Below are 25,076 nucleotides of genomic sequence, written 5' to 3' on the forward strand. Positions count from 1 at the left end.
GGCGAACTTCTCCCCGCTGCCAGGCTCCTCTCCAGCGCCTGCATCGGAAACCGAGCTCACGACCCGTGGGGCACCTCTGTGCCCCACGGGTGCTTGGCGTTCCCGCCCTCAGCGCGAGAGCTTGCTGGGCCACCAGAAGCGGCGGCCGCACAGCGCCACCAGGGCCGGCGTCGCCACGCCGCGCACCAGCACGGTGTCGAGCAGCACGCCGAACCCGACCACGACGCCCAGCTGGGCCAGCAGCACGAGCGGCAGCACGCCGAGCACGGTGAAGACGGCCGCCAGCAGCACGCCGGCGCTGGTGATCACGCCTCCGGTCACGGCCAGCGCCTTCACGATCGAGGCGGTCGCGTCGCCGGTGAGGGCCATCTCCTCGCGCGCTCGCGCGGTGAGGAAGATGTTGTAGTCCACGCCCAGCGCGACCAGGAAGATGAAGGCCAGCAGCGGCGTGCTGACGTCCATCGCGGACCAGCCCAGGACGTGGTCGAACAGCAGCCACCCCACGCCGAGGGCCGACAGGTACGACAGCACCGTGGTGGCGCACAGGATGACGGCCGCCACGACGGAGCGCAGCAGGACCAGCAGCATGACCAGCACGATGGCCAGCACGATCGGGATCACCGTGGCCCGGTCGTCGGCGGCGGTCTGCGCCTCGTCCAGCGCCTGCGCGTCCGGCCCGCCGACGAGGGCGTCGGGATCGGCGTCCTTGACGGCGGTGCGCAGGTCCTCGATCGCGGTGAGGGCCTGCTCGCTCTCGGGCGCGACCGACAGCACGACCTGGACCTCGGCCACGTCGTCGGAGGCCCCGGCGGGGCGGGCGCTCTCGACGCCCGAGACCCCGTTGGCAGCGGCCGTGACGGCCTCCACCTGGTCGGGAGAGGTCGCCACGACCGTGGGCGCGGAGATGCCCGCGGGGAAGCCGTCCTGCAGCGTCTCCTGGGCCTGGATCGACTCGGGGGTGTCGAGGAACTGCTCGCTCTGGCCCAGGCCGGTGGAGAGCGTGAGCGCGCCCGCGGCCATGGCCGTCAGGACGCCCAGGGAGGCGATCGCGACGGGCCACGGGCGCGACGTGACGGTGCTGCCGACGCGGAACCACCAGCCACGCTCGGACGGGTCCTCGTCGCCGTTGCGGGGCACGAACGGCCAGAACAGCCAGCGGCCGGGCAGGACCATCGCCGACGGCAGCACGAGCAGGGCGAACGCCACCGCGATGACGATGCCGATCGCGCCGGCCAGGCCGATGCCGCTGACGAACGGCGAGTCGGCGATCAGCAGCGACAGCAGGGCCAGGACCACGGTGCCGGAGCTGGACAGGATCGCGGGCGCGGCACCGCCGACGGCGGTCCGCATCGCCTCGTGGCGCGAGTCGTGGCGCCGCAGCTCCTCGCGGTAGCGGGCGATCAGCAGCAGGGCGTAGTTCGTGCCCGCGCCGAAGACCAGGACCGAGGTGATGCCGGTGATCGAGCCGTCGATCTCGAAGCCGAAGGTGCCGGAGATGCCCTCGAGCGTGCGGGCGGCGACGCGGTCGCCGATGCCGATGACGGTCAGCGGGACGAGCCACAGCCACGGGCTGCGATAGGTGATGATCAGCAGCACCGCCACGACGGCCGCCGTGACGGCGAGCAGGCGCACGTCGGCGCCGTCGAACACCGCGCCGAGGTCGGCCTGGACAGCCGGCGCGCCGGTGACCTCGGCCTTCACGCCGTCGGGCAGGTCGGCCCGGGCGACCTCACGGATCTGCTCGACGAGCTCGGCGTTGTCGTCGTTGCTCAGGCCGGTCTTCACCGGGATCGCGACGATCGCGGCCGCACCGGTCTCCGACGGCACCGGCGGGCTCGCCTCGAGGTCGAGCTCGGCGCCGATCGCCTGCGAGCGCTCGCCCAGCGCTGCGAGGTCCTCGGGGGAGAGCCCGCCCTCGCGGGAGAAAACGACGATCGCGGGCGCCTCGTCAGCCTGGGGCAGCTCGTCGAGCAGTGCCTCGGCGCGCGCCGACTCCGCCGACTCGGGCAGGTTGGATCCGGCCTCGTTGCCGGCGGTCGGCTCCGGGGCGAACGCCATGATCAGTCCGGAGACGATCAGCCCCAGCAGCACCACGACGATGGATCGGCGCGGCCCCACGAGGCGCGCGAGCGGAAAGGACCGATGGTCGAGTGGAGGCACGGTAGAAGGCTAGGCGATCTAACTACATCCCGCGCACGCCGGGATGGCCGCTCAGCCCTCGCCGTCGTCAGGGGAGCCGGATCTGCGCGAGCCGTCCGATCTCGCGGATCCGCTGCTCGGCCTGGCGGTCGGCGGCCTCGGCCGTGGTGATCCCCTCGCTCGCCGCGCGCTCGAGGACGGCCAGCGTGGTGTCGAAGATGCCGGTGGCCCGCGCCTTCGCACGGTCGAAGGAGAAGCCGCTCGGGTCGAGCTCGTCGGCGACCTGGATGACGCCGCCCGAGTTCACGCAGTAGTCCGGCGCGTAGACGATGCCGCGGTCGGCCACGAGCTTGCCGACGCCGTCGTGCGCCAGCTGGTTGTTGGCTGCGCCGGCCACCACACGCGCGGTGAGGGACTCGACCGACGTCTCGTTGAGGGCTCCGCCCAGGGCGCACGGCGCGTAGACGTCAAGGTCGGCGGCGATCAGCTCCTCGGTGGACCCGGCGACCTCGAGGCCCGGGTACTGCTCGACCAGGCGCGCCACGGCGGCCGGGTCGATGTCGGTGACGACCACCCGGGCGTCCTCCTGAACGAGGTGTGCGGTCAGGTGGCGTCCGACCTTGCCCACGCCGGCGATGCCGACGCGCTTGCCGGCCAGTGAGGTGTCGCCCCACGTGAACTGCGCCGAGGCTCGCATGCCCTGGTAGACGCCGAAGGCGGTCAGGACGCTGGAGTCGCCGGCGCCGCCGTGCTCGACCGTGCGGCCGGTGACGTAGTCGCACTCGCGGGCGATGACGTCCATGTCGGTGGAGAAGGTGCCCACGTCGCAGGCCGTGAAGTAGCGCCCGGCGAGCGTCTGGACGAAGCGGCCGTAGGCCCGCAGGAGGGCCTCGGACTTGTCGGTGCGGGGATCGCCGATGATCACGGCCTTGCCGCCGCCGAGGTCGAGCCCGGCGAGGGCGTTCTTGTAGGCCATGCCCTGGCTGAGGTTGAGCACGTCGGCCAAGGCGTCGGACTCGCTGGCGTAGGGGAAGAACCGCGTGCCGCCCAGCCCGGGGCCGAGTGCCGTGGAGTACAGGGCGATGATCGCCCGCAGTCCGGAGGCCTCGTCGTGGCAGAAGACGACTTGCTCGTGGTGGGTGCCGAAGCTGCTGGGCGTGCTCATGCTTCCTCTTCCTGGGCTGGCGGGGGTGGTGCCGGCCTGTCGGTTGCGGTGGTGTCGCGCGGCCGGGGGTGGTGGCCGCTGTGACCCACGCTACTCGTGAACGTCGCCGGCGGCGGCGCGACGTGCGAGGTTGCGGTCCATGCGCCGGAAGAACGGGGCGGTGGCGCGCGTGACGATGCCGGGCAGCAGGGCCATCGACGTCTCGCCGGCGACGCCGAAAGCGCTGGTGATCCGCGAGGGGCGCGACACGACGGCGCGCTCGATCCACCGGCCGGCCTCGTCCGGGCTCATCATCGACATCGCCCGGTAGATCTCGGTGCCGCCGGACATCTCGGTGCGCACCATCGGGAAGTGGACGGTGCTGGTGGTGATGCCGCGATGGCCCAGCTCGGCCGACAGCGAGCGCACATAGGACTCCAACGCGCTCTTGCTGGCGAGGTAGGCCGAGAACAGGGGGATCGGCACCTGGGTCGACAGGGTCGAGCTGATCACGACGTGGCCGCGCCCCGTGGCGAGCATCGACGGCAGCACGAGGTGGATGAGGCGCACGGCGGCGAAGTAGTTGATCGCCATGACCCGCTCGTGGTCGTGCAGGCGGTCGAGCGAGTCCACGATGGGGCGCCTGATCGAGCGCGCGGCGTTGCTCACCAGGACGTCGACGCGGCCGTGGTCGGCCAGGACGCGCTCGACCGCGGCGCGGGTGGAGGCCTCGTCCGTCAGGTCGACCGGGTAGGGGTGGGCGTCACCGCCTTCGGCCCGGATGGCCGCGGCGACGGCCTCGAGCTCGGCCTCGCGCCGGGCCAGCAGGCACACGGTCGCACCGCGCGCGGCGAGCCGGCGCGCAGCCGCGGCGCCGATGCCACTCGAGGAGCCCGTGATGACGACGACCTGCCCGGCCGGATCGATGCCCATGCGTTGTGATGGTAGTCACAGCGCTCGCGTATCGTGGTGGGGTGCTGGCCGAACTCCTGGACCCGATGAAGAACCCGCTGACGTACGCGGTGCCGTTCTTCGTGTTGAGCATCGCGATCGAGCTGGCCGCGCTGAAGTGGCTCGACCACGACGACAACGTCACGGGCTACGCCCTCAAGGACGCGCGCACGTCGATCTCCATGGGCATCGGCTCGATCCTGTTCCTGACGGTCTTCAAGATCATCACCTTCTTCGCGTTCGTGTTCGTGTTCGCCCACTTCGCGCTGTTCGAGCTCGACACGTCGGCCTGGTGGTACTGGCCGGCGCTGATCGTCGGGCTGGACTTCTGCTACTACTGGCACCACCGCTTCAGCCACCGCGTGCGCATCGGCTGGGCCGGCCACCAGTCGCACCACTCCAGCGAGTTCATGAACTTCGGGACCGCGCTGCGGCAGAAGTGGAACCCGTGGTTCGAGTTCTTCTTCTGGCTGCCGCTCCCGCTGCTGGGGTTCGCGCCGTGGACCCTGTTCGCCGCGTTCGCGATCAACCTGATCTACCAGTTCTTCGTGCACACCGAGGTCGTCGGCAGGCTGCCGCGGCCGATCGAGTGGGTGTTCAACACCCCCTCGCACCACCGCGTGCACCACGGCTCGGATCCGGAGTACCTCGACAAGAACTACGGCGGCATCCTCATCGTCTGGGACCGGCTGTTCGGCACCTTCCAGCGCGAGCTGCACCGTCCGAAGTACGGGCTCACGCACCCGGTGGACACCTACAACGTCCTCACGCTGCAGTACGGCGACTACCGCAAGATGGCCGCCGACGTGAGGTCGGCGTCCACGTGGCGCGAGAAGGTCGGCTACGTGCTCGGTCCGCCCGGGTGGAAGCCCGACGGGACGATCGACCGCGGCCGCACCGAGGCCGGCACGCACTGAGTCGCAGCGGGCGCGCGACCCCCGATCCTCCTAGGCTGGCAGCACCGACTCCGCACCACCGAGAGGATCACCCGATGGCCAAGAGCAAGGTCGAGAAGAAGCTCCGCGACACGATCGCCACGATCAACGACCTGCGGGGTGAGCTCAAGAAGGTCCGCAAGGCGGCCGAGAAGGCGGCGGCCCAGCAGATCGACAAGGCCACCAAGTCCTCCTCCGCCGAGCTCAAGAAGGTCCGCGACGAGGTGGCTCAGGTCCGTGACACGACGGCGAAGCAGATCGCCGACCTGACCGCCGTGGTCGCCCGCCTCGCCCCTGACCTGGTCAAGCCCGGCGGCTCGGCCACGCCCCCGCCGGCCAAGGCCACCCGACCCCCGGCGGAGACGGGCTCGGCCAGGCCGCACGGCGATCCCCTGGGCGAGGCCGCGGCGCAGAGCGTCCCGGCGAAGAAGACCGCAGCCAAGAAGACGACCGCGAAGAAGGCTGCGAAGAAGGCGACGCTGCCCGACTCCGCCACCGAGGCCGACGACAGGCTCTCCTTCGCCGGCGAGGCGCTGGCCGCGTCCGACGCGAGCGGGCCCGTCGACCCGGAGGTGCCCGGCACCGCGCCGACGGCGGAGGTGACGCCCGACCCGGTCACGAAGGCCGCGGCGAAGCGCCCGAACCCCGCCGCCAAGAAGGCGCCCGCCAGGAAGTCCCCGGCGAAGAAGGCCACCGCCACGACGACCACCGCTGCGAAGAAGGCCACCACGGCGAAGAAGGCCACTGCCGCGAAGAAGGCCACTGCCAAGAAGGCGCCGGCCAAGAAGGCGGGCGCGACGTCCACCGCGAAGCGCACGGCAGCGCCGGGCCGCAAGACCGCGGCGCGCAAGGCCACGACGCCGACCTCCGGGACGACGTCCCCCGCGACGCCTCCGGCCACGCCGCAGAATCCCGCGAGCGCGGACGTTCCCGCGTCGGACTGAGAGGGCCCGCCGGCCCCTCGCCTCACTGGGGCCGGCGGTGCACCTTCCACTGCGCGGCCTGGGCGACGGGCTTGATGACCATCAGGTCGACGTCCACGTGCCGCGGCCGCGTGGCGACCCACGTGATCGCGTCGGCGATGTCCTCGGCGAGCAGCGGCTCGTCCACGCCCGCGTACACGGCATCGGCGCGCGTGCTGTCGCCGTCGAAGCGGGTCAGGCTGAACTCCTCGGTCCTGACCATGCCCGGCGCGATCTCGGTGATGCGCACGGGCTGGCCGTTGAGCTCGAGCCGCAAGGTCTCGGTGACGGCGGCCAGGGCGTGCTTCGCCGCGGTGTACCCGCCGCCGCCCTCGTACGTCACGCGGCCCGCGGTGGAGCCCACGTTGATGATCGTGCCGGCTCCGGAGTTGATCAGCGCCGGGGTCAGCGCCTTCGTCACCGCGACGGTGCCGAGGACGTTCGTCTCGTACATCCAGCGCCAGTCGTCGAGGTCGGCCTCGGTGACGTCCTCGAGGCCCTTGGCGCCACCGGCGTTGTTGACGAGCAGGTCGAGCCGGTCGCCGACGGCCTCGGCCAGGCGGGCCACGTCGTCGGGGTTCGTGATGTCGCACGGCAACGCGATGGCGTCGATCTCCTCGGCGAGCCGCTCGATGCGGTCGCGCCGGCGGGCGGCGGCCAGGACGGTGTAGCCGGCGGCCGACAGGGCGCGGGCCGTGGCCTCGCCGATCCCGCTGCTGGCTCCGGTGACGACGGCTGTGGGCATGGGGACAGCGTGCCAGAATGGGGCGCATGGCTGCCCGAGGGATCCGTCGTGTCGCGATGCTGTCGGCGCACACCTCCCCCCTCGACCAACCGGGAACCGGCGACGCGGGCGGGATGAACGTCTACGTCCTCGAGCTCTCGCGCCGGCTGGCCGCCCGCGGGATCGAGGTCGAGGTCTTCACCCGGGCCACGTCCCGCCACCTGCCTCCCGTCGTCGAGGCCGACGAGGGCATCCGCGTCCACCACGTCGCCGCCGGTCCGTTCGAGGGACTGACGAAGGGCGACCTGCCGAGCCAGCTCTGCTCGTTCGTCCGCGACGTGCTGCGCGTCGAGGCCTGGCACGAGCCCGGCTACTTCGACCTCGTCCACTCGCACTACTGGCTCTCGGGCCAGGTCGGCACGGTCCTGCGCGAGCGCTGGGGCGTCCCGCTCGTGCACTCGATGCACACGATGGCCAAGGTCAAGAACGCGTCGCTCGCAGCAGGCGACCGACCCGAGCCTGTCGGCCGCGTCGCGGGCGAGGAGGAGATCGTCCGGTTCGCCGACCGCCTGATCGCCAACACCGCCGAGGAGCGGCGTGAGCTGATCGACCTGTACGAGGCCGATCCGCGCGCGGTCGAGGTCGTCCACCCCGGCGTCGACCTCGACGTCTTCAGCGCCACCGAGCCCGACGACGAGCCGCCGCTGGTGGTCTTCGCGGGCCGCATCCAGCCGCTCAAGGCACCCGACGTGGTGCTGCACGCCTCGGCGCTGCTCGACGTGCCGCACCGGGTCGCGATCATCGGCGGGCCGTCCGGCAGCGGGCTGGACCGCCCCACCGAGCTGACCGACCTCGCCCGCGAGCTGGGCATCGCCGACCGGGTGGAGTTCGTCCCGACGGTCACCCAGGCCGAGCTGGCCACCTGGTACTCCCGGGCCGCGGTGGTCTGCGTCCCGTCGTACAGCGAGTCGTTCGGGCTCGTCGCGATCGAGGCCCAGGCCTGCGGCACCCCCGTGGTCGCCGCCGCGGTCGGCGGCCTCACCACGGCCGTCGCCGACGGCGTCACCGGCACGCTCGTCGACGGACACGACCCGGCCGCCTACGCGGCGGCGCTCCGGCCGTACCTCACCGACCGGGAGTTCCGTTCCGACGCCGGCGCCAAGGCCGTCCGCCATGCCGAGTCGTTCGGCTGGGACGTCACCGCCGAGCGCACCCTCGACGTCTATGCCGCCGCCCTGCACGATCGTGAGGCGGCGCGGGAGGAGGCAGGATGACCGACGTTCGCGACGTGATCGTCAGCTCGCTCGACGAGGCCGGCCTGGAGTACGCACGCCACGGGCAGGACGTGTTCGAGGTCGAGCTGCCGGGGGAGCGCAAGCTCAAGACCACGTGCCGCCTGGAGGTGGGCCGGCACGCCCTCGGCGTGCACGCCTTCGTGGCACGCAACCCCGACGAGAACCACGAGGCCGTCTACCGGTGGATGCTGGAGCGCAACCTCAAGCTCTTCGGGGTGGCCTTCGCGATCGACTCCGCCGGCGACATCTACCTCGACGGCCGGCTGCCGCTGGAGGCGGTCACGGCCGAGGAGCTCGACCGCCTGCTGGGATCGGTGCTGTCGTACGCCGACGAGTCGTTCAACACGATCCTCGAGCTCGGCTTCGCCTCGAGCATCCGCAAGGAGTGGCGCTGGCGCGAGTCGCGCGGTGAGCCCACGCGCAACCTCGACGCGTTCCGCCACCTGCGTCCCCAGGACTGACCCGTGAAAGCCATCGTCTTCGCCGACGTCGTCGACCCCTGGTCCTACGTGGGAGCCGTGCGCTTCGAGCGCGCCGCGGCGCTGTTCACGATCCTGACCGGCGAGCCGATCGAGGTCTCGTACCGGGCCGCGACCTTCGACGCCCCCGCCCCGGCCGACGACGTCATCGCCGCGGCGCGCATCACCGGCATCGACCTCAACGTCGACGAGGTCGTGCCCGCCGACTCCACCGACGCGTGGCGGCTGCTGACGTGGGCGGAGGAGTCCGGCCCCGAGGTCCAGCGCGAGCTCCTGCACCAGCTGTGGCGGGCCCACCTCCTCGAGGGCACCGACATCGCCGACGGCTTCGTGCTGGCCAGCCGCGCAGCCCTCGTCGGCCTCGACCTGGAGACCTCCGAGGCGCTCCTGGCTAGCGACGAGCTGCTGGCCGAGGTGGGGGAGCAGCGGAGCACCGCCGCGGCCATCGGCGCCGACGCCGCGCCGTTCGTGGTGGTCGAGGCGCGCTACACGCTGGCGGGCGTGCACTCCCAGGACGACTACCTGCGCGCCCTGCAGTCCATCACCGCCCAGTCCTGATCCGGGGTCCCGGGCGCGGCACTAGGCTGTCGCCATGAGCACTTTGATCCTGCTGCGTCATGGTCACAGCGAGTGGAACGCCCTCAACCTGTTTACCGGATGGGTCGACGTCGACCTCAACGAGCAGGGGCTCCAGGAGGCGCTGCGCGCCCCGGAGCTGCTGCGCGAGGCGGGCCTGCTGCCCGACGTCTCACACACGTCGCTGCTGCGGCGAGCGATCCGCACCGCCGAGATCACGCTGAACGGCATCGATCGCCACTGGATCCCCGTGAAGCGCAGCTGGCGCCTCAACGAGCGCCACTACGGTGCCCTGCAGGGCAAGGACAAGAAGGCCACCCTCGAGGAGTTCGGCGAGGAGCAGTTCATGACGTGGCGCCGCTCGTACTCCACGCCCCCGCCGGCGCTGGCCGACGACTCGGAGTTCAGCCAGGTGGGCGACGCCCGCTACGCCGACCTGCCCAGCGAGCTGATGCCCCGCACCGAGTGCCTGGCCGACGTGCTCGTGCGCATGCTGCCCTACTGGTACGACCAGATCGTGCCCGACCTGCGCGCCGACCGGACGGTGCTCGTCACGGCCCACGGCAACTCGCTGCGCGCGCTGGTCAAGCACCTCGACGGGCTCGGCGAGGACGAGGTCGTGGGACTGAACATCCCCACCGGCATCCCGCTGGTCTACGACCTCGACGACGACCTCGTGCCCACGCAGCGCGGGGGCCAGTACCTCGACCCCGACGCCGCCGCGGCCGCGATCGCCGCCGTGGCCAACCAGGGCCGCTGACCGCAGCGCTGGCGGTGACGTTCGCGGGGTCGACACGCCGTGTGCGACCCCGCGAACGTCACTCCCAGCGTCAGGCGTACTTGTAGCCCAGGCCCCGCACGGTGGTGAGGATCGTGGGGTGCGCCGGGTCGTCCTCGATCTTGGCCCGAAGCCGCTTGACGTGGACGTCGAGCGTCTTGGTGTCGCCCACGTAGTCGGCGCCCCACACCCGGTCGATCAGCTGGCCGCGGGTCAGGACGCGACCGCTGTTGCGCAGGAAGAACTCGAGCAGCTCGAACTCCTTGAGCGGCAGCTTCACCTCGCCGCCGTCGACCGTGACGAGGTGGCGGTCGACGTCCATCCGGACGCCGCCCACCTCGATCACGGCGTCGTCGTCGACCTCCTCGGGCGCGCCGCGACGCAGCACCGCCCGGATCCGCGCCACCAGCTCGCGCGGCGAGTACGGCTTGGTGACGTAGTCGTCGGCCCCCAGCTCGAGCCCGACGACCTTGTCGACCTCGGTGTCCTTCGCACTGACCATGATGATCGGCACCGAGGACGTCTGGCGGATCGTGCGGCACACCTCCGTGCCCGACAGGCCGGGCAGCATGAGGTCGAGCAGGACGATGTCGGCGCCGCCGCGCTCGAACGCGGTCAGCGCGTCGGGGCCGGTCTCGGCGACCGCGACGTCGTAGCCCTCCTTGCGCAGGACGTACGACAGGGCCTCGCTGTAGCTGGCCTCGTCCTCGACGATCAGGACCTTGGTCACTCGAACTCTCCTTCATCGACGTCCCGCGCCGGCAGCACCAGCGTGAAGGACGAACCGAGGCCTGGTTCACTCCAGACCTCGACGGAGCCGCCGTTGCCGGCGGCGACATGCTTGACGATCGACAGGCCCAGGCCCGTGCCCCCGGTGGCGCGAGCGCGCGCGGGGTCGACCCGGTAGAACCGCTCGAAGATCCGGCCCTGCTCCTCCGGCGGGATGCCCACGCCGTGGTCGGAGACGGTGATGCGGATGTCCTCGTCGTCGCCGGTGGCCGCGACCGCGACGACCGAGTCGTTGGGGCTGTAGGTCACGGCGTTCTCGACGAGGTTGCTGACCGCCGCGTGCAGCTGCGCCCGGTCGCCCTGGACGTACAGGTCGGGCTGGACGTCCTGCGAGATGGTGATGGACTTGGCCTCCGCGTCGGTGAGCGAGTGCTCGATCGCCTCCGCGACGAGCTCGCCCACCTTCACGAGGGCGGCGTCGTCGCTGGCGAGGTCGGCCTGGAGCCGCGAGAGGTCGATGATCTGCTGCACCAGGCGCGTCAGGCGCTCGCCCTCGGTCTGCATGCGCCCGGCGAACCGCTCGACCGCCTCGGGATCGTCGCGGGCCTCGCTGACCGCCTCGGCGAGCAGGCTGATCGCCCCGATGGGGGTCTTCAGCTCGTGGCTGACGTTGGCGACGAAGTCGCGGCGCAGGGCCTCGACGCGCTGCTCGCTCGTGCGGTCCTCCACGAGGGCCAGCATGAGCCCGTGCGACAGCGGGGCGACCCGAGCGCGCACGTAGACGAGGGGACGGCGGCGGATGCGGATCTCGAACTCGTCCTCGCGCACCTCGCCGTCGCGGCGGACCTGCCGGACCAGGTCGAGCAGGTCGCCGCTGCGCAGCCGGTCGTCGTCGGTGACCAGGCCCAGCGCGATCGCCGGGGCGGAGGCGCGCAGCACGCGCTCCTCCTGGTCGAGCACCAGGGCCGAGGACCGCAGCACCGACAGCACGGTCGCGATGTCCGGCGGCACGGCGGGGGCCGGGGCGGGCGGGACGAGCTCCTGGGATCGCTCCGAGAACCGCCACACATACGTGATGACGGCGCCGAGCACGATGCCGGCTGCACCGGCCAGGATCTGGGAGACCTCCACGGGACCGATCGTAGGCCGACGACACCCGCCGGCCACCACCGCGGCGGGCCCATGGGCCACGGTTTCCGCTGGCGTTCACCCCCCGTTCACCGCAGGTCGTCTCGCATTCATGCGGCGCGCCTACCGTCGAGCCATGCGCGACCAGTACTACGAGCAGCTCGACGTCATCGTCGACGAGCTCGTCCTCATCACCGACCGGGTGCGAACCGCGGTGGCCGATGCCACGACCGCACTGCTCGACACCGACATCGCCACCGCCGAGGCGGTCATCGACTCCGACCATGGCATCGAGGAGGCGATCGACGAGGTCGAGGAGCGGGCCCTCGTGCTGCTGGCGACCCAGCAGCCCGTCGCCACCGACCTGCGGCAGCTCGTCTCGACCCTGCGGATGGTGGCCGACCTGCAGCGCATGAGCGCGCTCGCGGTCCATGTCTCCAAGATCGCCCGCCGCCGCGCACCCGAGGCGGCGGTGCCGCTGCCGGTGCAGCCGCTCATCCGCGACATGGCGCGGGTCGCCCACTCGATGATCGGGTCGGCCGCGCGGATCGTGTCCGAGCGCGACCTCGGCGCGGCCGCCGAGCTCGAGATCGAGGACGACGAGATGGACCGCCTGCGCCAGGAGCTCTTCCGCGTCCTCCTCGAGGGCACGTGGGAGCACGGTGTCGACACGGCGATCGACCTCGCGCTGCTGGGTCGCTACTACGAGCGCATCGGCGACCACGCCGTCAGCATGGCGCGCCGCGTCGTGTACCTCGTCACGGGCGAGCTTCCCGTCGCCTGACCCTCGAACGCGAACGGCCCCGGCGATCGCCGGGGCCGTTCGTCGTGCTCGGGGTGAGGGTCACGAGGAGGGCGGGGACGTGTCCTCGTCGCCGTCCTCGGACTCCGGGGCGGCCGGATCGGACTCCTGCTCCTGGACGGGCTTGGGCTCGCTCGTGGGCCGCTTCGCGACGTCGGCGTACATCTCGGTGCGGGCCACGACCGGGACCTCGATGCTGACATCTCCACCGGGGGTGGCCGCGAAGCTGATGGTCACGTAGTCGCCGGCCGCGATGTCGCTCTTGACGACGATCTCGCCCGCGGCGCCCAGCGTGAGCAGCGTGTTCGGCTTCAGGGTGATCGGGCGGGCCAGCTTCTTGGCGGCGCCGTCGACGGTGACCGACTCGATGGTCTGGTCCTCGGTGGACAGCAGGCCACCGGAGAAGGTGGCGGTGCCGTCGGCGTTGTCGACGAACAGGCCGTTGTAGACGCCGATCGGGCCCGTGCGCAGGTTCGAGCCGACAGCGGCTTGGTACTGCTGGTTCGTCTGGGCGCCGAAGCTGGTGCCGCAGGCGGAGAGCGCGAACGGGGCGGCGACGGCCAGGGTGATGGCGGCAAGAGTGCGACGAGTGCTCACGCTGGCATGGTATCCGGGGCCCCCGGGAACGAAGGCAGGCAGGGTACTCGTTCCGCCATGTTATTCTGGTCACCTAGGAAAGGTGCTTTCTCCATGGCTTTCTCTGTCGGCGAAACCGTCGTGTACCCCAATCATGGCGCGGCGGTGATCGAAGACATCGAGGTCCGGAACATCAAGGGCGTGGACCGCACGTACCTCGTTCTCCGGATCATCGCTCAGAACGATCTGGTCGTCCGTGTCCCGGCCGACAACGTCGATCTCGTGGGCGTCCGCGACGTGGTCGATGAAGCAGGACTCGAGCGGGTCTTCAGCGTGCTCCGTGCCGAGCACGTCGAGGAGCCCACGAACTGGTCCCGGCGTTACAAGGCAAACCTGGAGAAGCTGCACTCCGGCGACGTCCTCAAGGTGGCCGAGGTCGTCCGCGACCTGTGGCGCCGCGATCACGAGCGTGGCCTCTCGGCCGGCGAGAAGCGGATGCTGGCCAAGGCGCGCCAGATCCTCGTCTCCGAGCTCGCGCTCGCTGAGAACACGAACGAGGACAAGGCCGAGATCCGTCTCGACGAGGTCCTCGCCTCCTGACGCAGCAATCCACTCACTGACGAGCGCCCGGCTTCGGCCGGGCGCTCGTCTGTTGTGGCGTGGTCACCACCAGGCCAGGCCGAGGGCGACGAGGTCCTCCACGAGCTCCTCGCGAGTCAGCGGAGGGTCGTCGTCCAGCACGAAGCGGACGGCCAGCGACTCCACCGCCAGGACGATCAGCCACGAGGACCGGGCCGGGTCGCGGCGCCGTGAGCCGGGCGCCTGTCGTCCGCCGAGGTACGCGCGCAGCACGTCGCGCACCCGGCGCTCCAGGCCCAGCCGGTCGTCGAGGTGGCGCGACGCCGGGAGCTCCTGCCACACCACGCGCAGCAGCGTGGGATCGCGCTCGAGGGCCGACAGGAGAGCCTCGGCCGTCGCCCGGGCCATCGCCTCGGGATCCTCGTGCACGTGGTCGACGAGCGAGGCCACCACGTCCTCGGCCAGCCGGTCGACGTACCGCGCGGTGACCTCCTCGACGATCGACGCCTTGTCGGGGAAGTACTGGTAGAGCGAGCCGGGGCTCACCCGCGCGCGGTCGGCCACGCGGTTCGTGGTGAGCCGGTCGTAGCCGTCGGCCACCAGCACGTCCCGGGCCGCGGCGACGATCCGGTCGACCATGTCGCGCGAGCGCTGCTGACGGGGGAGCTTCCGAAGAGCCATGACGCGAATTGTATGCGAGCAAATGCTCGTGTCACGGTGTCGTCATGACGACGGTCCAGAGTCCGCCCGCCCGTTTCCGTGCCGGGGGAGAGCGCAACGTGAGGCTGGGACGGGTGCTGAAGACACTCGGCGGGGTGCGGGAGGTCGACGAGCTCCTGATGGCGCGGATCGGGCGCGGGTTCACCCAGCGCGACGAGCTGGGGGCGCGGCTGGCCGCGGCCATGCGCCGTCCGGCCGGTGATCCGGAGCGGGTGTCCATGGCGCAGTTCCGCACCGCGCTCGAGCACGGCGTCGGTGCCGAGGCACCCCCGGCGCTCGCCGAGTTCGTCGGGACGTTGCGGCAGGACCCGGCGTGGCTCGACCGCGACCTCGTCGAGGAGGGTGCGCGAGTCTTCCGGCGGTTCGGGCGCAACGCGGCCGATGTGCTGCTGCAGCTCTCACTGATCGGGGGCTACCGGTTCGGCGGGCCTCCGGACCTGCTCGTGGCGACCGGCGCGCTGGCCGGGGCGAGCACGCAGCGGCGGCTGGCCGAGACCCAGTCGTGGGCGGTGGCGGTGACGACGGCCGGCGGCCTGGACGTGCATTCCGAGGGCTGGCGCACCACGGCGCACGTCCGGGCGATGCACGCGCTCGTGAACCACACGTTCGAGCCCCGGTGGGACGTCGAGCGGTGGGGACTGCCCATCAACCAGGCCGACCAGGCGGGCACGCTCGGCCTTTTCGACGGCACGGTGTTGATCGGGGTGAAGGCGCTCGGGGTGCCGGTGAGTCAGCGTGACTCCCGTGCCGTGATGCACCTGTGGAAGTACGTGGGCTGGCTGATGGGCGTGGACGAGCAGTGGCTGGTGGACTCCGAACGCGAGCGCCAGCGGATCAACTACCACGTCGTGCTGGCCCAGGATGGGATCACCGAGGCCGGACCGCAGCTCTCGCAGGACATCATCGCCGTGCTCGGCCGGTTGCCGCACGGGCGCTGGAAGACCGAGCGCACCCTCAGCATGCTGAGCCTGTTCCTCGGCCGCGACAGCATGCGCGAGCTCGGCCTGCCGTGGCGCCCGCCGTGGGCGCACCTGATGCTGTGGGTGGCGAACTCGGCACGCCACCGGGTGCTGGGGCGCCTGCCCGGCGGGAAACGGCGCCTCGAGGAGAGTGGCGCCCGCGTCGCGCAGAAGATCCTCGCGGAGTACTACGCCTCCGACGACCGCGCCGTGGCCGACCTGCCCACCTGAGCCCCCGACCGCTCCGCCGCCCGCTCCTCACCCCCGTTCCACTTTTGGAAACGGATTGACGTCGAAGGGCCGTTCTGACGTGAAACCGTTTCCAAAAGTGGAGAGAGGGCGGGCGGCGCGGAGCGGGCGGGACTAGTGGACCAGGGCCACCGCGATCGCGGCGATGCCCTCGCCGCGGCCGGTGAGGCCCAGGCCGTCGGTGGTGGTGCCCGAGAGCGACACGGGAGCGCCGATGGCGTCGGAGAGCACCTGCGTGGCCTCGTCGCGGCGGCCCGAGAGGCGCGGCTCGTTGCCGATCAGCTGCACGCTGACGTTGCCGACCGTGAGCCCGGCCTCCTGGACGAGCTCGGCCGTGGCGCGCAGGAACTCGGTGCCCGACGCGCCCGCGTAGCGCGGGTCGGCGGTGCCGAAGCGGCTGCCGATGTCACCGAGGCCGGCCGCCGCCAGCACGGCGTCGACCATGGCGTGCGCGACACAGTCGCCGTCGGAGTGGCCCTCGAGGCCGCGCGGCGCGTCGGGCCAGTGCAGGCCCGCCACCCACAGCGGCCGGCCGTCGACGAGCTGGTGGACGTCGGTTCCGATGCCGACCCGGGGAGCGCTCACGCCTGAACCCTAGTCGGGATCAGAACGCGAGCCGCTTGTTGCGCGGTGCGATGACGTACGTGACGCCGCCGCTGCCCTTGAGCCACGCGCGCTCGAACTGCGCGCGGTCGTAGACCCGGCGGACCTGCGCGTTCGTGCGGCCGGCGGGGTCGTTCACGATCACGTCGCCGTCCTTCTCGAAGCCGCGGACCACCATGAGGTGGCCGGGCGTCGCGCTGATCGGCGAGCCGCTGAGCTGGCCGCGGCCGAAGGCGACCGAGGCGACCACGGGGACGCCCTGCTTGACGTACGCCTCGATCTCGCGCAGGTTCACGAGGCGGTGGACCACCGCGTCCGTGCTGTACATCGACGCATACGCGGTGTTGAAGGGCCACGTTCCCGTTCCCTTGTAGGACGAGTCGTAGGTGTAGCGGGCGGCGTGGTCGACCCAGCGGTCGGCGCCGGAGGCCCACGCGTAGTCGGCGGCCTTCGGGCCGAGGCCGAAGTAGCGCAGCACCATCGAGGTCGAGGTCGGCGAGCACCAGGCCTCGCCGCCACCGCCGTACTGCGGGTAGTGACCCGTGTGGATCATCTGCGAGGACATCGGCACCTTGAGGTCGACCGTCCTCGTCATGGTCGTGCGGGAGGTGGCGGCCGACTTCGTGACGTACGTGGACGAGACGCCCGAGACGGTGCGGACGATCGGCGACTTGGTCGACGCGGTCTTGCGCCCGGCGGAGACCTGGACCTGCCACTTCGTGAACGTGCGGCCGGTGGCCGCGCGGACGACGTCGGTGTCGACCCGGGCCAGGGCGTCGGCCTGGGCTCCGTAGGTGCGGCGCGCACCGCCGGCGAGACCGTGGCGCCACTGCGCGACGGTCTTCCACGACGAGGCCTTCGAGCCGCTCGCGACCCGCACCTTCACCTTGATCCACGTGCCGTTCGGCATCCGCGTGACGTTCCACGAGGGGATGAGCGCCGTGCTCGCCTGCGGGGTCGAGACCCACGGGGAGCGCCAGCTCTTCGCCTTCGAGCCGGCCGGGATGACCAGCTTGGGCGTCCAGCGGGTGAGCTCGGGACGCGGGTGGGATGCGGCCTCGGCGGGCGCGGTGGCCAGGCCGGGGGCGATCATGACGGACGCCAGCAGGGCGGTGAGCGCTGCCGCGACGGGGAAGTGTCGGCGGATCACCGCCTCAGGGTAGGTGAAATCTGTGACCGGTGGTAGCGAAGTGACGTGCAACCCCGGGTTCGTCGCGGTCTGGTGAGAGGGTTGAGGCCGATAGGCTGGGCAGGTGACGATGCGCCTCTACGACTCCGCCAGCCGCGAACTGCGGCCGCTCGACCCCGTCGTGCCTGGCCAGGTCGGCATCTACCACTGCGGACTGACCGTGCAGGGCCCGCCGCACATCGGCCACATCCGCAAGGAGCTGGTCTTCGACGTGCTGCGCCGGTGGCTCGAGCGCTCGGACTACGAGGTCACGATCATCGCCAACGTCACCGACATCGACGACAAGATCCTCGCGAAGGGGCTCGAGCAGGGCCGTCCGTGGTTCGACGTCGCCTACGAGAACGAGCGCGCGCTGCACGCGGCCTACGAGGTCCTCGGCTGCCGCCCGCCCACGTACGAGCCCCGCGCCACCGGCCACGTGCCGGAGATGGTCGAGATGATCCAGACGCTGATCGAGCGCGGCCACGCCTACCCGGCCACCGACGGCTCCGGCGACGTCTACTTCGACGTGCGCTCGTGGCCCGACTACGGCCAGCTCTCGAACCAGCGGATCGACGACATGCAGGAAGCCCCCGACGCGCCGCCCGAGGGCAAGCGCGACCCGCGCGACTTCGCGCTGTGGAAGGGCCGCAAGGCCGACGAGCCCGAGTCCGCCTCGTGGCCCACCCCGTGGGGCCGCGGCCGCCCGGGCTGGCACCTCGAGTGCTCGGCGATGGCCGCGAAGTACCTCGGCCACGAGTTCGACATCCACGGCGGCGGCCTCGACCTGCGCTTCCCTCACCACGAGAACGAGCTGGCCCAGTCGCGCGCGGCCGGCCAGGCGTTTGCGCGGGTGTGGATGCACAACGCGATGCTCAACCTGGGCAACTCCAAGATGAGCAAGAGCGTCGGCAACACCCTCTCGGTCAGCGAGGTCGTCAAGCGCGTCCCGGCGATCGCGCTGCGGTACTACCTCGTCGCCGCGCACTACCGCTCGATCATCGAGTTCAGCGAGCAGTCGCTCGCCGAGGCGGCCACGGCGTTCGAGCGCATCGAGGGCTTCTGCGTCCGCGCGGCCGAGCTCGTCGGAGCCGGCGAGCCCGGCTCGGTGCCGGCGGCCTTCGCCGAGGCCATGGACGACGACCTCTCCGTGCCCGCCGCCCTCGCGGTGCTGCAGGCCACGATCGGCGAGGGCAACCGTCAGCTCGCCGACGGAGACACCGCCCGTCTCGCCGACACGCTGGCGTCCGTGCGCGCCATGCTCGACGTGCTCGGGCTCGACCCGCTCACGTGGGGCTCCCAGCGCGAGTCGGGGGCGGCCACCGAGGCGCTCGGCCAGCTCGTCGACGCGCTCGTCGCGGCGCGTGCCGAGGCGAAGGCGACGAAGGACTGGGCTCGCGCCGACGAGCTCCGCGACCAATTGACTGCTGCGGGGATCGAACTCGAGGACACGCCCTCGGGGACCCGCTGGAACCTGAAGGGTGGCCACTGATGGCCGGCAACAGCAAGCGCAAGGGCGCGATCAAGAAGACGGGCAAGGGAAATCCCACGGCCGGATCCGGCGGTCGCCGCCGGCAGGGACTCGAGGGCAAGGGCCCCACGCCCCGCGCCGAGGACCGTCCGAACCACAAGAAGTACAAGATGGCCAAGGCGGCCGACAAGCGTCAGTCCGGCCGGCCGAAGCGCCGCAACGACGACGGCCCCGAGCTCGTCGTCGGTCGCAACTCGGTCGTCGAGCTGCTGCGCGCGAACGTGCCCGTGCTGTCGCTGCAGGTCGCCGAGGGCATCGACCGCGACGATCGCGTGCGCGAGATCTTCCAGCTCGCCGCCGACCACCACGTGCCGCTGCTGGAGGTGGCGCGCGTCGAGCTCGACCGCATCACGTCCGGTGCGGTCCACCAGGGCATCGCGGCCAAGCTCGAGGCCTACGAGTACGCCGACCCCGACGAGCTGCTCGAGCTGGCGGCCGAGCGCGGTGAGAAGCCGCTGATCGTCATGCTCGACAGCATCACCGACCCGCGCAACCTCGGCGCGATCGTGCGCTCGGCGGCCGGGTTCGGCGTGCACGGCGTCGTGATCCCCGAGCGTCGTGCGGCGCAGATGACCGCGGCGGCGTGGAAGACCTCGGCCGGTGCGGCCGCGCGGGTGCCGGTCGCCCGGGCCACCAACCTCACCCGCCAGATCAAGGCGTACCAGGAGGCCGGCCTCATGGTCATCGGCCTGGCCGCCGACGGCGACGTGTCGCTGCCCGACATGGACCTCGGCGGCGACCCGCTCGTGATCGTCATCGGCAGCGAGGGCAAGGGCCTGTCCCGGCTCGTCGGCGAGACCTGCGACCAGCTGGTGTCGATCCCGATGTCGTCGGCGCTCGAGTCGCTCAACGCGGGCGTCGCCGCCGGCATCACGCTCTACGCGGTCAGCCAGACCCGCGCCTGAGGACGCCTGAAGCGCTGGCAGTGACGTTTGCGGGGTGCCTCACGGCGTGTCGCCCCCGCGAACGTCACTGCCAGCGCTGCCTCAGCCCAGCACCTGCCGCAGGTAGGCGTTGGTGAACTTCCGCTCGGGATCGAGGCGGTCGCGGACGGCCACGAAGTCGTCGAACCGCGGGTAGACCTTGCGGAAGTGCTCGGCGCCGAGGGTGTGCATCTTGCCCCAGTGGGGCCGGCCCTCGTGGGCGACGAAGATGTCCTGCATCGCGGCGAAGTACGCCGTGGGGTCGGTGCGGTGGTACTGGTGCACCGCGATGTAGACGTTGTCGCGGTCGTGGCCCGTCGACATCCAGATGTCGTCGGCGGCCGTGAAGCGGACCTCCACGGGGAACGACACGTACTGGTCGGTGCGGGCGTACCAGCGCTGCATCTCGGCGATCGCCTCGGCCGCGGCGGCGCGGGGCAGGGCGAACTCGGACTCGCGGAAGCGCACGCGGCGGGGCGAGATGAAGACCTCGTGCGAGGCGTCGGTGTACTCGCGCGCACCGAGCAGCGATCCCGAGAGCGTGTTGATCCTGGGGATCAACGCCGGTCGGCGCGTGGAGAGGCGCTGCACCCGCTCGTAGACCGTGTTCGAGAGGAACTCGTCGTCGAGCGCGTGCCGCCAGCGCGGCAGCGGGCGTGCCTCGGTGCCCTCGGCGACCCGGTTGTTTCGCTTCGTCAGCGCCTTGTCGGTGTGGGGGAAGAAGTAGAACTCGAAGTGGTCGTTGCCGTCGACGAGCGCGTCGAGGTCGGCGACCACGGCCGACAGCGGCATCGGCTCCTCGCGGGCGTGCAGCAGGAACGCCGGGACGCACTGCAACGTCACCTCGGTGACGATCCCGAGGGCGCCCAGGCCCACGCGGGCGGCGTCGAACAGGTCGTGGCCGGCATCGATCTCGAGCACCTGCCCTTCGGCGGTGACCAGCTGCAGGGCGGCCACCGCGCGGGCGATGCCGAAGAGCCGCGCGCCGGTGCCGTGGGTGCCCGTCGAGGTGGCGCCGGCGACCGACTGCGGGTCGACGTCGCCGAGGTTCGGCAGCGCGAGGCCCAACGCGTCGAGGCGGCGGTTCAGGTCGTGCAGCGAGATGCCCGCCTGCACGCGCACGAGGCCGCTCACGGTGTCGGCGTGCAGGACGCGGTTCATCCGGTCGAGCCGCAGCTGCACGCCTTCGGGGGCCGCGATGGGGGTGAACGAGTGCCCGGCCCCGACCGCCTTGACCCGCGGGTGGGCGAGGACGAGCGCGACCACCTCGTCGGTGGAGGAGGGGTGCTCGATCGCCTCGGGGCTGGCCGTCACGTTCCCGGCCCAGTTGCTCCACGTGGTCATCCGAAGTTCTTCCCTTCGCCCCGGTAGGTGGGGGTGAGCGAGGCGTGACCCGCGGCGTCGACGAGGGCCACCCGGTCGAACCGCTCGCACATCTCACCGGCCTTGGCGTGCCGGAAGAGCACGCGGTCGCCGATCGACAGCGTGCGCGCCACCTTCCCGCGCAGGGGCGACTGGACCTCGCCGGCACCCTCGGCCGGGTAGTGCTCGAGACCTTCGGGCCACACGGGCGTGGGCACGCGCGACTTCCCGGCCGGACCCGACGCGATGTACCCGCCGCCGAAGCACGTGGCGGCGTCGCGGGAGGGCTTGCGCACCACCGAGAGCGCGAAGAACGCCGCGGGCCGGGGCGTGAACGCGCGGTAGTCGTCGAAGAGCGTGGGGACGAAGAGTCCCGAGCCGGCGGCCATCTCGGTCACCGAGGGGTCGTCGCGCCAGAGGTCGAGGCTGCCGGTGCCGCCGGCGTTCACGATCTGCAGGTCGGTCATGCTGCGGACGGCCTTGACGATCTTGCGCCGCCGCCGGCGCAGCTCGGCGGCGGAGCGCCGCTTGACCAGCGCGATGGCCGGGCCGCCGTCGGGCAGTCCGGCGATCTGCGCGTCGTAGAACATCAGCCCGACGAGGTCGAAGCCCGGGCGGGCGGTAATCGCGGCCGCGACCCGCTTGGCCTCGCGTCCGGTGTGGACGGGGGAGCGGTGGGCGCCCAGGTGGGCACCGAGCACCCGCAGGGACGAGTCGACGTCGAGGCACACCCGGATCGGCGGATGGTCCTTTCCGACGACGGATTCGATGAAGTCGAGGGCCTCCAGCGAGTCGACCATCACGGTGATCGACGCGAGCCGGCGCTCGTCGGCGACGAGCTCGGCGTAGGCCTCGCGCTCGACGCTGGGGTACGCCAGGAGGATGTCGTCGACGCCCTGGTCGGCGAGCCAGACCGACTCGGACAGCGAGTAGGTCATGACGCCGCGGAAGCCGTCGAGGGTGAGCGCGTTCTTGATGATCGACCGCACCCGGATCGACTTGGTGGCCAGGCGGATCGGCACCCCGCCGGCTCGCCGGACGAGGTCGCCGGCATTGGCCCACAGCGCCTCCTCGTCGATCAGTGCGAAGGGCGTGTCGAGCAGGCTCGTGGCACGCAGCAGGCGGGGGTACGGGGGCGTCGGGTTGGGAGGGGCCACGGGGCCAGTATGCATACTGGACGGATGCGTCGTCCGGTCCTGCTGCTCGTGTTGATGACGTTCCTGCTGAGCGGCTGCACCGGCGGGTCCGAGGATCCCGAGCCGTCGCCCACCCCCGACCCCCAGCCGGCGCCCACGCAGCAGATCTCCCTCGATGACCTCGGCATCGCCGGCTGGCCCACGCCGGCCGGAGCCGTGCCCGAGCCGCCCCCGCGCCCCGACGGCGTCCCGGCGCGGGAGTACGACGAGATGGTGGCCGCGGTGCGCACGTGGGCCCTGCAGGCCGCCACCGATCCCGGGGCCGTCGGGAACGACCTGCCGAAGTCCTTGGCGTCCGCGATCGAGGACGCCGCCGAGGCCCAGACCGAGCCGGGCCTGGCCCGGGCGACGGTGCTGGACCCGGCGCTCGCCCCGCGCGACACCCGGATGACGGCGGTCTGGCAGGTGTCGGATGCCGACGGGGCGGTCAACCTGTCGCTGCAGACCCGGACCGCCCACGAGGTCACCACCGAGGACGGTCTGGTGCGGGTCATCGGCGTGCTGCGCACCCAGGGCGTGGTCGCCGGCCAGGGGACCGACGAGTGGGGCACGGTCACGGGCTGGCAGGAGTTCGGCGCCGCCGACTGCGCCATCGTGCTCGACGGGTTCCTCACGCCGGGCGGCGACGCCGACGACCAGGTCACGGACCTGACCCGGTTCGCCGAGATCGGCAACGGGGACGAGGCGATCACGCCGGCCCTGCCCGAGGACGAGCAGGTCGACGAGGACTTCGCGCAAGCGTGCGAGGCCGGGCGGGTCTGACCGTCGTTAGGATGGGGCGGGCGGCCACACCGCCGCGCCCCTGTAGCTCAGTCGGTAGAGCGCTTCTCTTGTAAAGAAGATGTCGCGGGTTCGAATCCTGTCGGGGGCTCCACGAGGCGTCAGTCAGTCCACGGGTCCTCACGCCGCCACAGGGTGGGCAGGTGCAGCGACACACCGTCCCGGCCCGCCAGGTAGCGCAGCTCGCGCATCGTCACGTCGAGGTCGTCGCCGGCGTACGGCAGGGCGCGCAGCGGACGGGTGAGCGGCCGGAAGAAGTCGTCCCAGTGCGTCAGCACCACCGTCCGCGCACCGACGGCCGTGACGGTGTGGGTCCAGTACTGCTCGATGTACTCCGCACCGAGGAGCCCGAGCTGCCCGATGCCGAGGTACACCGCATCGGCCCGCAGGCTCGCCAGGGCCTCCGGCCGGAATCCGGCGCTGCCCTGGACGAGCGTGGCCCCGGTGGCCGGGTGCTCGACCAGCAGCGACCAGGCCTCGCCACAGCGGTAGGCGCTCGCTCGCGCCGGCGTCCGCAGCGGCTCGTCGATCGTCCCCGGATACCGGTCGGGGGGACAGTGCTCGGACGGCACCGCGGTGACGGTCCAGGGGCCGAACGCGGTCGGGACGCCCGGCTCCAGGGGGCGGCAGCGGTCGTCGGGGAGCCCGGCACCGCGGCCGATGTTGAGCGTGGACGTCCCGCCGGCCAGCAGCGCTCCGGTCCGCCGCGCGACCTCGGCCGAGTCCATCGCGTGGTCGAAGTGGCTGTGCACGGGCAGCACGACCTCGAGGCGCGATGCCCCGACGCCGAGGAGGCCCAGCCGCCGGAGGCCGTCGCCGATCCGCTCCGGAGCCGGCGAGATCCGGCCGAGACCGACCCGGGCGAGCGACGGGCGGGAGAAGAAGCCGTCGATGAGCAGGGCTGATCCCCCGTCCTCGAACGACAGCGTCGACACGCCGGCGAAGGTGACCGACGGGGCGTCCGGGGCGGCGGCGGGAAGGTCGAAGAGGGCGTCGTGGACCGACAGGTCCGGGCGGCCGAGCTTCATGCGCATGGACCGAGACTCTCCCACGCGTGCCGCCGTCGCGCACCCGGTTCGGGCTACGGTCGGGGCATGGAATCCACCGACCTGGCGACCCTCGCGCACGACCACATCGAGACGGCGAGGTCGGCGCCGAGCGGGCGCAGCGCGGTGGCCCTGCATCCCGGGCGCCACCACCGGCTGCGGCAGACGCTCATCGCCCTGGCGGCAGACCACCGCCTCGACGAGCACGACGCGCCCTCGGAGGCGACGCTGTTCGTGCTCTCCGGGCGCGTGCGCCTCACGGCCGGGGACGACGCGTGGGAGGGCGGGCCCGGCGAGCTGCTGGTCATCCCGGACCACCGCCACGACCTCCTCGCGATCGACGACGCCGCGGTCATGCTGACGACCGTCGTCGAAGGGAGCCGATGATCCGGGTCCGCCGGGTCCACGACGACCCGTCGCCCGACGACGGCCTGCGGGTGCTGGTGGACCGGCTCTGGCCGCGGGGCATGACGAAGGAGCGTGCCGCGGTCGACGTGTGGCTCAAGGAGGTCGCTCCCAGCACCGAGCTGCGCCGCGCCTTCCACGGCGGGGACCTCGACTTCGCGACCTTCGGTGACCGGTACGCCACGGAGCTGGACGCGAACCCGGCGCTCGAGCGGCTGCACGACCTCGTGGAGGAGCACGAGGTCGTCACCCTGCTGTTCGCCGCCAAGGACGAGGAGCACAACCACGCCCTCCTGCTGCGCGACCGGCTCGGGCAGTCCGCGAGCGGGCGGTAGGG

General features: G+C 71.8%; 27 protein-coding genes and 1 tRNA gene. 15 read left to right on the plus strand and 13 right to left on the minus strand.

The features are described 5' to 3' along the window. Positions 1–108: 108 nt before the first annotated feature. The 3 genes from B5D60_RS09640 to B5D60_RS09650 all read right to left on the minus strand — a co-directional run bounded on the left by B5D60_RS09640 (position 109) and on the right by B5D60_RS09650 (position 4,216). Positions 109–2,118: an MMPL family transporter gene (locus B5D60_RS09640; RefSeq protein ID WP_153302965.1), complete on the minus strand. Its 2,010-nt coding sequence runs from the start codon at positions 2,116–2,118 to the stop codon at positions 109–111. A gap of 109 nt (positions 2,119–2,227) precedes the next feature. Further along, positions 2,228–3,304: a Glu/Leu/Phe/Val dehydrogenase dimerization domain-containing protein gene (locus tag B5D60_RS17295; RefSeq protein ID WP_078699959.1), complete on the minus strand. Its 1,077-nt coding sequence runs from the start codon at positions 3,302–3,304 to the stop codon at positions 2,228–2,230. 90 nt (positions 3,305–3,394) lie between these two features. After that, positions 3,395–4,216 (minus strand): SDR family NAD(P)-dependent oxidoreductase, encoded by an 822-nt coding sequence (locus B5D60_RS09650; RefSeq protein ID WP_197684295.1) that lies wholly within the window; start codon positions 4,214–4,216, stop codon positions 3,395–3,397. Between the two features lie 41 nt (positions 4,217–4,257). Here B5D60_RS09650 and B5D60_RS09655 point away from each other — a divergent pair, with 41 nt between their 5' ends. Both B5D60_RS09655 and B5D60_RS09660 read left to right on the plus strand, forming a co-directional pair. Further along, positions 4,258–5,151, plus strand: coding sequence for a sterol desaturase family protein (locus tag B5D60_RS09655; RefSeq protein WP_078699960.1), 894 nt, complete (start codon positions 4,258–4,260; stop codon positions 5,149–5,151). 74 nt (positions 5,152–5,225) lie between these two features. Further along, positions 5,226–6,113, plus strand: a complete 888-nt coding sequence (locus tag B5D60_RS09660; RefSeq protein WP_078699961.1) for a hypothetical protein — start codon at positions 5,226–5,228, stop codon at positions 6,111–6,113. Between the two features lie 22 nt (positions 6,114–6,135). Here the strand turns inward: B5D60_RS09660 and B5D60_RS09665 are convergent, their stop codons facing one another. Further along, on the minus strand, positions 6,136–6,876 hold the full coding sequence (locus B5D60_RS09665) for an SDR family NAD(P)-dependent oxidoreductase (protein WP_078699962.1): 741 nt from the start codon (positions 6,874–6,876) through the stop codon (positions 6,136–6,138). Between the two features lie 26 nt (positions 6,877–6,902). Between B5D60_RS09665 and mshA the strand changes: the two genes are divergently transcribed. Genes mshA through B5D60_RS09685 form a run of 4 tightly spaced genes read left to right on the plus strand, consistent with a single transcriptional unit; the run spans position 6,903 to position 9,965 of the window. Then, positions 6,903–8,129, plus strand: a complete 1,227-nt coding sequence (mshA, locus tag B5D60_RS09670) for a D-inositol-3-phosphate glycosyltransferase (protein ID WP_078701375.1) — start codon at positions 6,903–6,905, stop codon at positions 8,127–8,129. Next, positions 8,126–8,611, plus strand: coding sequence for a type III secretion system chaperone family protein (locus B5D60_RS09675; RefSeq protein WP_078699963.1), 486 nt, complete (start codon positions 8,126–8,128; stop codon positions 8,609–8,611). The genes mshA and B5D60_RS09675 overlap by 4 nt, the downstream gene beginning before the upstream one ends. A 3-nt stretch (positions 8,612–8,614) precedes the next feature. Continuing rightward, the gene (locus tag B5D60_RS09680; protein WP_078699964.1) at positions 8,615–9,187 is read left to right on the plus strand and encodes a DsbA family oxidoreductase; all 573 of its coding nucleotides are present in this window, start codon (positions 8,615–8,617) and stop codon (positions 9,185–9,187) included. Positions 9,188–9,221: 34 nt separating this feature from the next. After that, positions 9,222–9,965, plus strand: coding sequence for a phosphoglyceromutase (locus B5D60_RS09685; protein WP_078699965.1), 744 nt, complete (start codon positions 9,222–9,224; stop codon positions 9,963–9,965). Between the two features lie 70 nt (positions 9,966–10,035). Here the strand turns inward: B5D60_RS09685 and B5D60_RS09690 are convergent, their stop codons facing one another. Further along, positions 10,036–10,713, minus strand: coding sequence for a response regulator transcription factor (locus tag B5D60_RS09690; RefSeq protein WP_078699966.1), 678 nt, complete (start codon positions 10,711–10,713; stop codon positions 10,036–10,038). Continuing rightward, on the minus strand, positions 10,710–11,843 hold the full coding sequence (locus tag B5D60_RS09695; RefSeq protein WP_078699967.1) for a sensor histidine kinase: 1,134 nt from the start codon (positions 11,841–11,843) through the stop codon (positions 10,710–10,712). Before B5D60_RS09695 ends, B5D60_RS09690 begins: the two co-directional genes overlap by 4 nt. Before the next feature lie 133 nt (positions 11,844–11,976). Here B5D60_RS09695 and phoU point away from each other — a divergent pair, with 133 nt between their 5' ends. Further along, positions 11,977–12,624 (plus strand): phosphate signaling complex protein PhoU, encoded by a 648-nt coding sequence (gene phoU, locus B5D60_RS09700; protein ID WP_078699968.1) that lies wholly within the window; start codon positions 11,977–11,979, stop codon positions 12,622–12,624. A 60-nt stretch (positions 12,625–12,684) separates the two neighbouring features. Here phoU and B5D60_RS09705 read toward each other — a convergent pair whose 3' ends face one another. Further along, a complete protein-coding gene (locus tag B5D60_RS09705) occupies positions 12,685–13,239 on the minus strand; it encodes a hypothetical protein (protein ID WP_078699969.1) in 555 nt (184 codons plus the stop codon). 93 nt (positions 13,240–13,332) lie between these two features. On the opposite strand from B5D60_RS09705, the gene B5D60_RS09710 reads away from it, so the two are divergent. Beyond that, on the plus strand, positions 13,333–13,818 hold the full coding sequence (locus tag B5D60_RS09710; protein ID WP_078699970.1) for a CarD family transcriptional regulator: 486 nt from the start codon (positions 13,333–13,335) through the stop codon (positions 13,816–13,818). A 63-nt stretch (positions 13,819–13,881) separates the two neighbouring features. Here B5D60_RS09710 and B5D60_RS09715 read toward each other — a convergent pair whose 3' ends face one another. Then, positions 13,882–14,478, minus strand: a complete 597-nt coding sequence (locus B5D60_RS09715) for a TetR/AcrR family transcriptional regulator (RefSeq protein WP_197684297.1) — start codon at positions 14,476–14,478, stop codon at positions 13,882–13,884. A gap of 113 nt (positions 14,479–14,591) precedes the next feature. Here B5D60_RS09715 and B5D60_RS09720 point away from each other — a divergent pair, with 113 nt between their 5' ends. After that, entirely contained in the window at positions 14,592–15,707 is a 1,116-nt protein-coding gene (locus B5D60_RS09720; protein ID WP_231948701.1) for an oxygenase MpaB family protein, read from the plus strand. A gap of 132 nt (positions 15,708–15,839) precedes the next feature. Here B5D60_RS09720 and ispF read toward each other — a convergent pair whose 3' ends face one another. Both ispF and B5D60_RS09730 read right to left on the minus strand, forming a co-directional pair. Beyond that, positions 15,840–16,310: a 2-C-methyl-D-erythritol 2,4-cyclodiphosphate synthase gene (gene ispF / locus B5D60_RS09725; RefSeq protein ID WP_078699972.1), complete on the minus strand. Its 471-nt coding sequence runs from the start codon at positions 16,308–16,310 to the stop codon at positions 15,840–15,842. Between the two features lie 19 nt (positions 16,311–16,329). Next, positions 16,330–17,478 carry a peptidase C39 family protein gene (locus tag B5D60_RS09730; RefSeq protein WP_078699973.1) on the minus strand — a complete coding sequence of 383 codons (1,149 nt, stop codon included), beginning with the start codon at positions 17,476–17,478 and terminating at the stop codon, positions 16,330–16,332. Positions 17,479–17,581: 103 nt separating this feature from the next. Between B5D60_RS09730 and cysS the strand changes: the two genes are divergently transcribed. Beyond that, positions 17,582–18,988, plus strand: a complete 1,407-nt coding sequence (gene cysS / locus B5D60_RS09735; RefSeq protein WP_078699974.1) for a cysteine--tRNA ligase — start codon at positions 17,582–17,584, stop codon at positions 18,986–18,988. Then, on the plus strand, positions 18,988–19,932 hold the full coding sequence (rlmB, locus tag B5D60_RS09740; protein WP_078699975.1) for a 23S rRNA (guanosine(2251)-2'-O)-methyltransferase RlmB: 945 nt from the start codon (positions 18,988–18,990) through the stop codon (positions 19,930–19,932). The genes cysS and rlmB overlap by 1 nt, the downstream gene beginning before the upstream one ends. An 81-nt stretch (positions 19,933–20,013) precedes the next feature. Here rlmB and B5D60_RS09745 read toward each other — a convergent pair whose 3' ends face one another. After that, positions 20,014–21,294 carry a D-arabinono-1,4-lactone oxidase gene (locus tag B5D60_RS09745; protein ID WP_078699976.1) on the minus strand — a complete coding sequence of 427 codons (1,281 nt, stop codon included), beginning with the start codon at positions 21,292–21,294 and terminating at the stop codon, positions 20,014–20,016. Next, a complete protein-coding gene (locus tag B5D60_RS09750; protein WP_231948702.1) occupies positions 21,291–22,469 on the minus strand; it encodes an amino acid deaminase/aldolase in 1,179 nt (392 codons plus the stop codon). The genes B5D60_RS09745 and B5D60_RS09750 overlap by 4 nt, the downstream gene beginning before the upstream one ends. Positions 22,470–22,493: 24 nt before the next feature. Here B5D60_RS09750 and B5D60_RS09755 point away from each other — a divergent pair, with 24 nt between their 5' ends. Both B5D60_RS09755 and B5D60_RS09760 read left to right on the plus strand, forming a co-directional pair. Then, positions 22,494–23,270 carry a hypothetical protein gene (locus B5D60_RS09755; RefSeq protein ID WP_078699978.1) on the plus strand — a complete coding sequence of 259 codons (777 nt, stop codon included), beginning with the start codon at positions 22,494–22,496 and terminating at the stop codon, positions 23,268–23,270. A gap of 36 nt (positions 23,271–23,306) precedes the next feature. Further along, positions 23,307–23,382: transfer RNA gene (locus B5D60_RS09760), tRNA-Thr, on the plus strand. Between the two features lie 7 nt (positions 23,383–23,389). Here B5D60_RS09760 and B5D60_RS09765 read toward each other — a convergent pair. Continuing rightward, complete coding sequence (locus tag B5D60_RS09765) at positions 23,390–24,322, minus strand: MBL fold metallo-hydrolase (protein ID WP_078699979.1); 933 nt, start codon at positions 24,320–24,322, stop codon at positions 23,390–23,392. Positions 24,323–24,382: 60 nt separating this feature from the next. Here B5D60_RS09765 and B5D60_RS09770 point away from each other — a divergent pair, with 60 nt between their 5' ends. Together B5D60_RS09770 and B5D60_RS09775 are read left to right on the plus strand one after the other, a co-directional pair. Then, a complete protein-coding gene (locus tag B5D60_RS09770; protein WP_078699980.1) occupies positions 24,383–24,721 on the plus strand; it encodes a cupin domain-containing protein in 339 nt (112 codons plus the stop codon). Continuing rightward, positions 24,718–25,074 (plus strand): DUF488 domain-containing protein, encoded by a 357-nt coding sequence (locus tag B5D60_RS09775; RefSeq protein WP_078699981.1) that lies wholly within the window; start codon positions 24,718–24,720, stop codon positions 25,072–25,074. Before B5D60_RS09770 ends, B5D60_RS09775 begins: the two co-directional genes overlap by 4 nt. The last annotated feature ends 2 nt before the right edge of the window (positions 25,075–25,076 follow it).

The organism is Aeromicrobium choanae (assembly GCF_900167475.1).
In the GTDB taxonomy this organism is placed as follows: Bacteria; Actinomycetota; Actinomycetes; order Propionibacteriales; family Nocardioidaceae; genus Aeromicrobium; species Aeromicrobium choanae.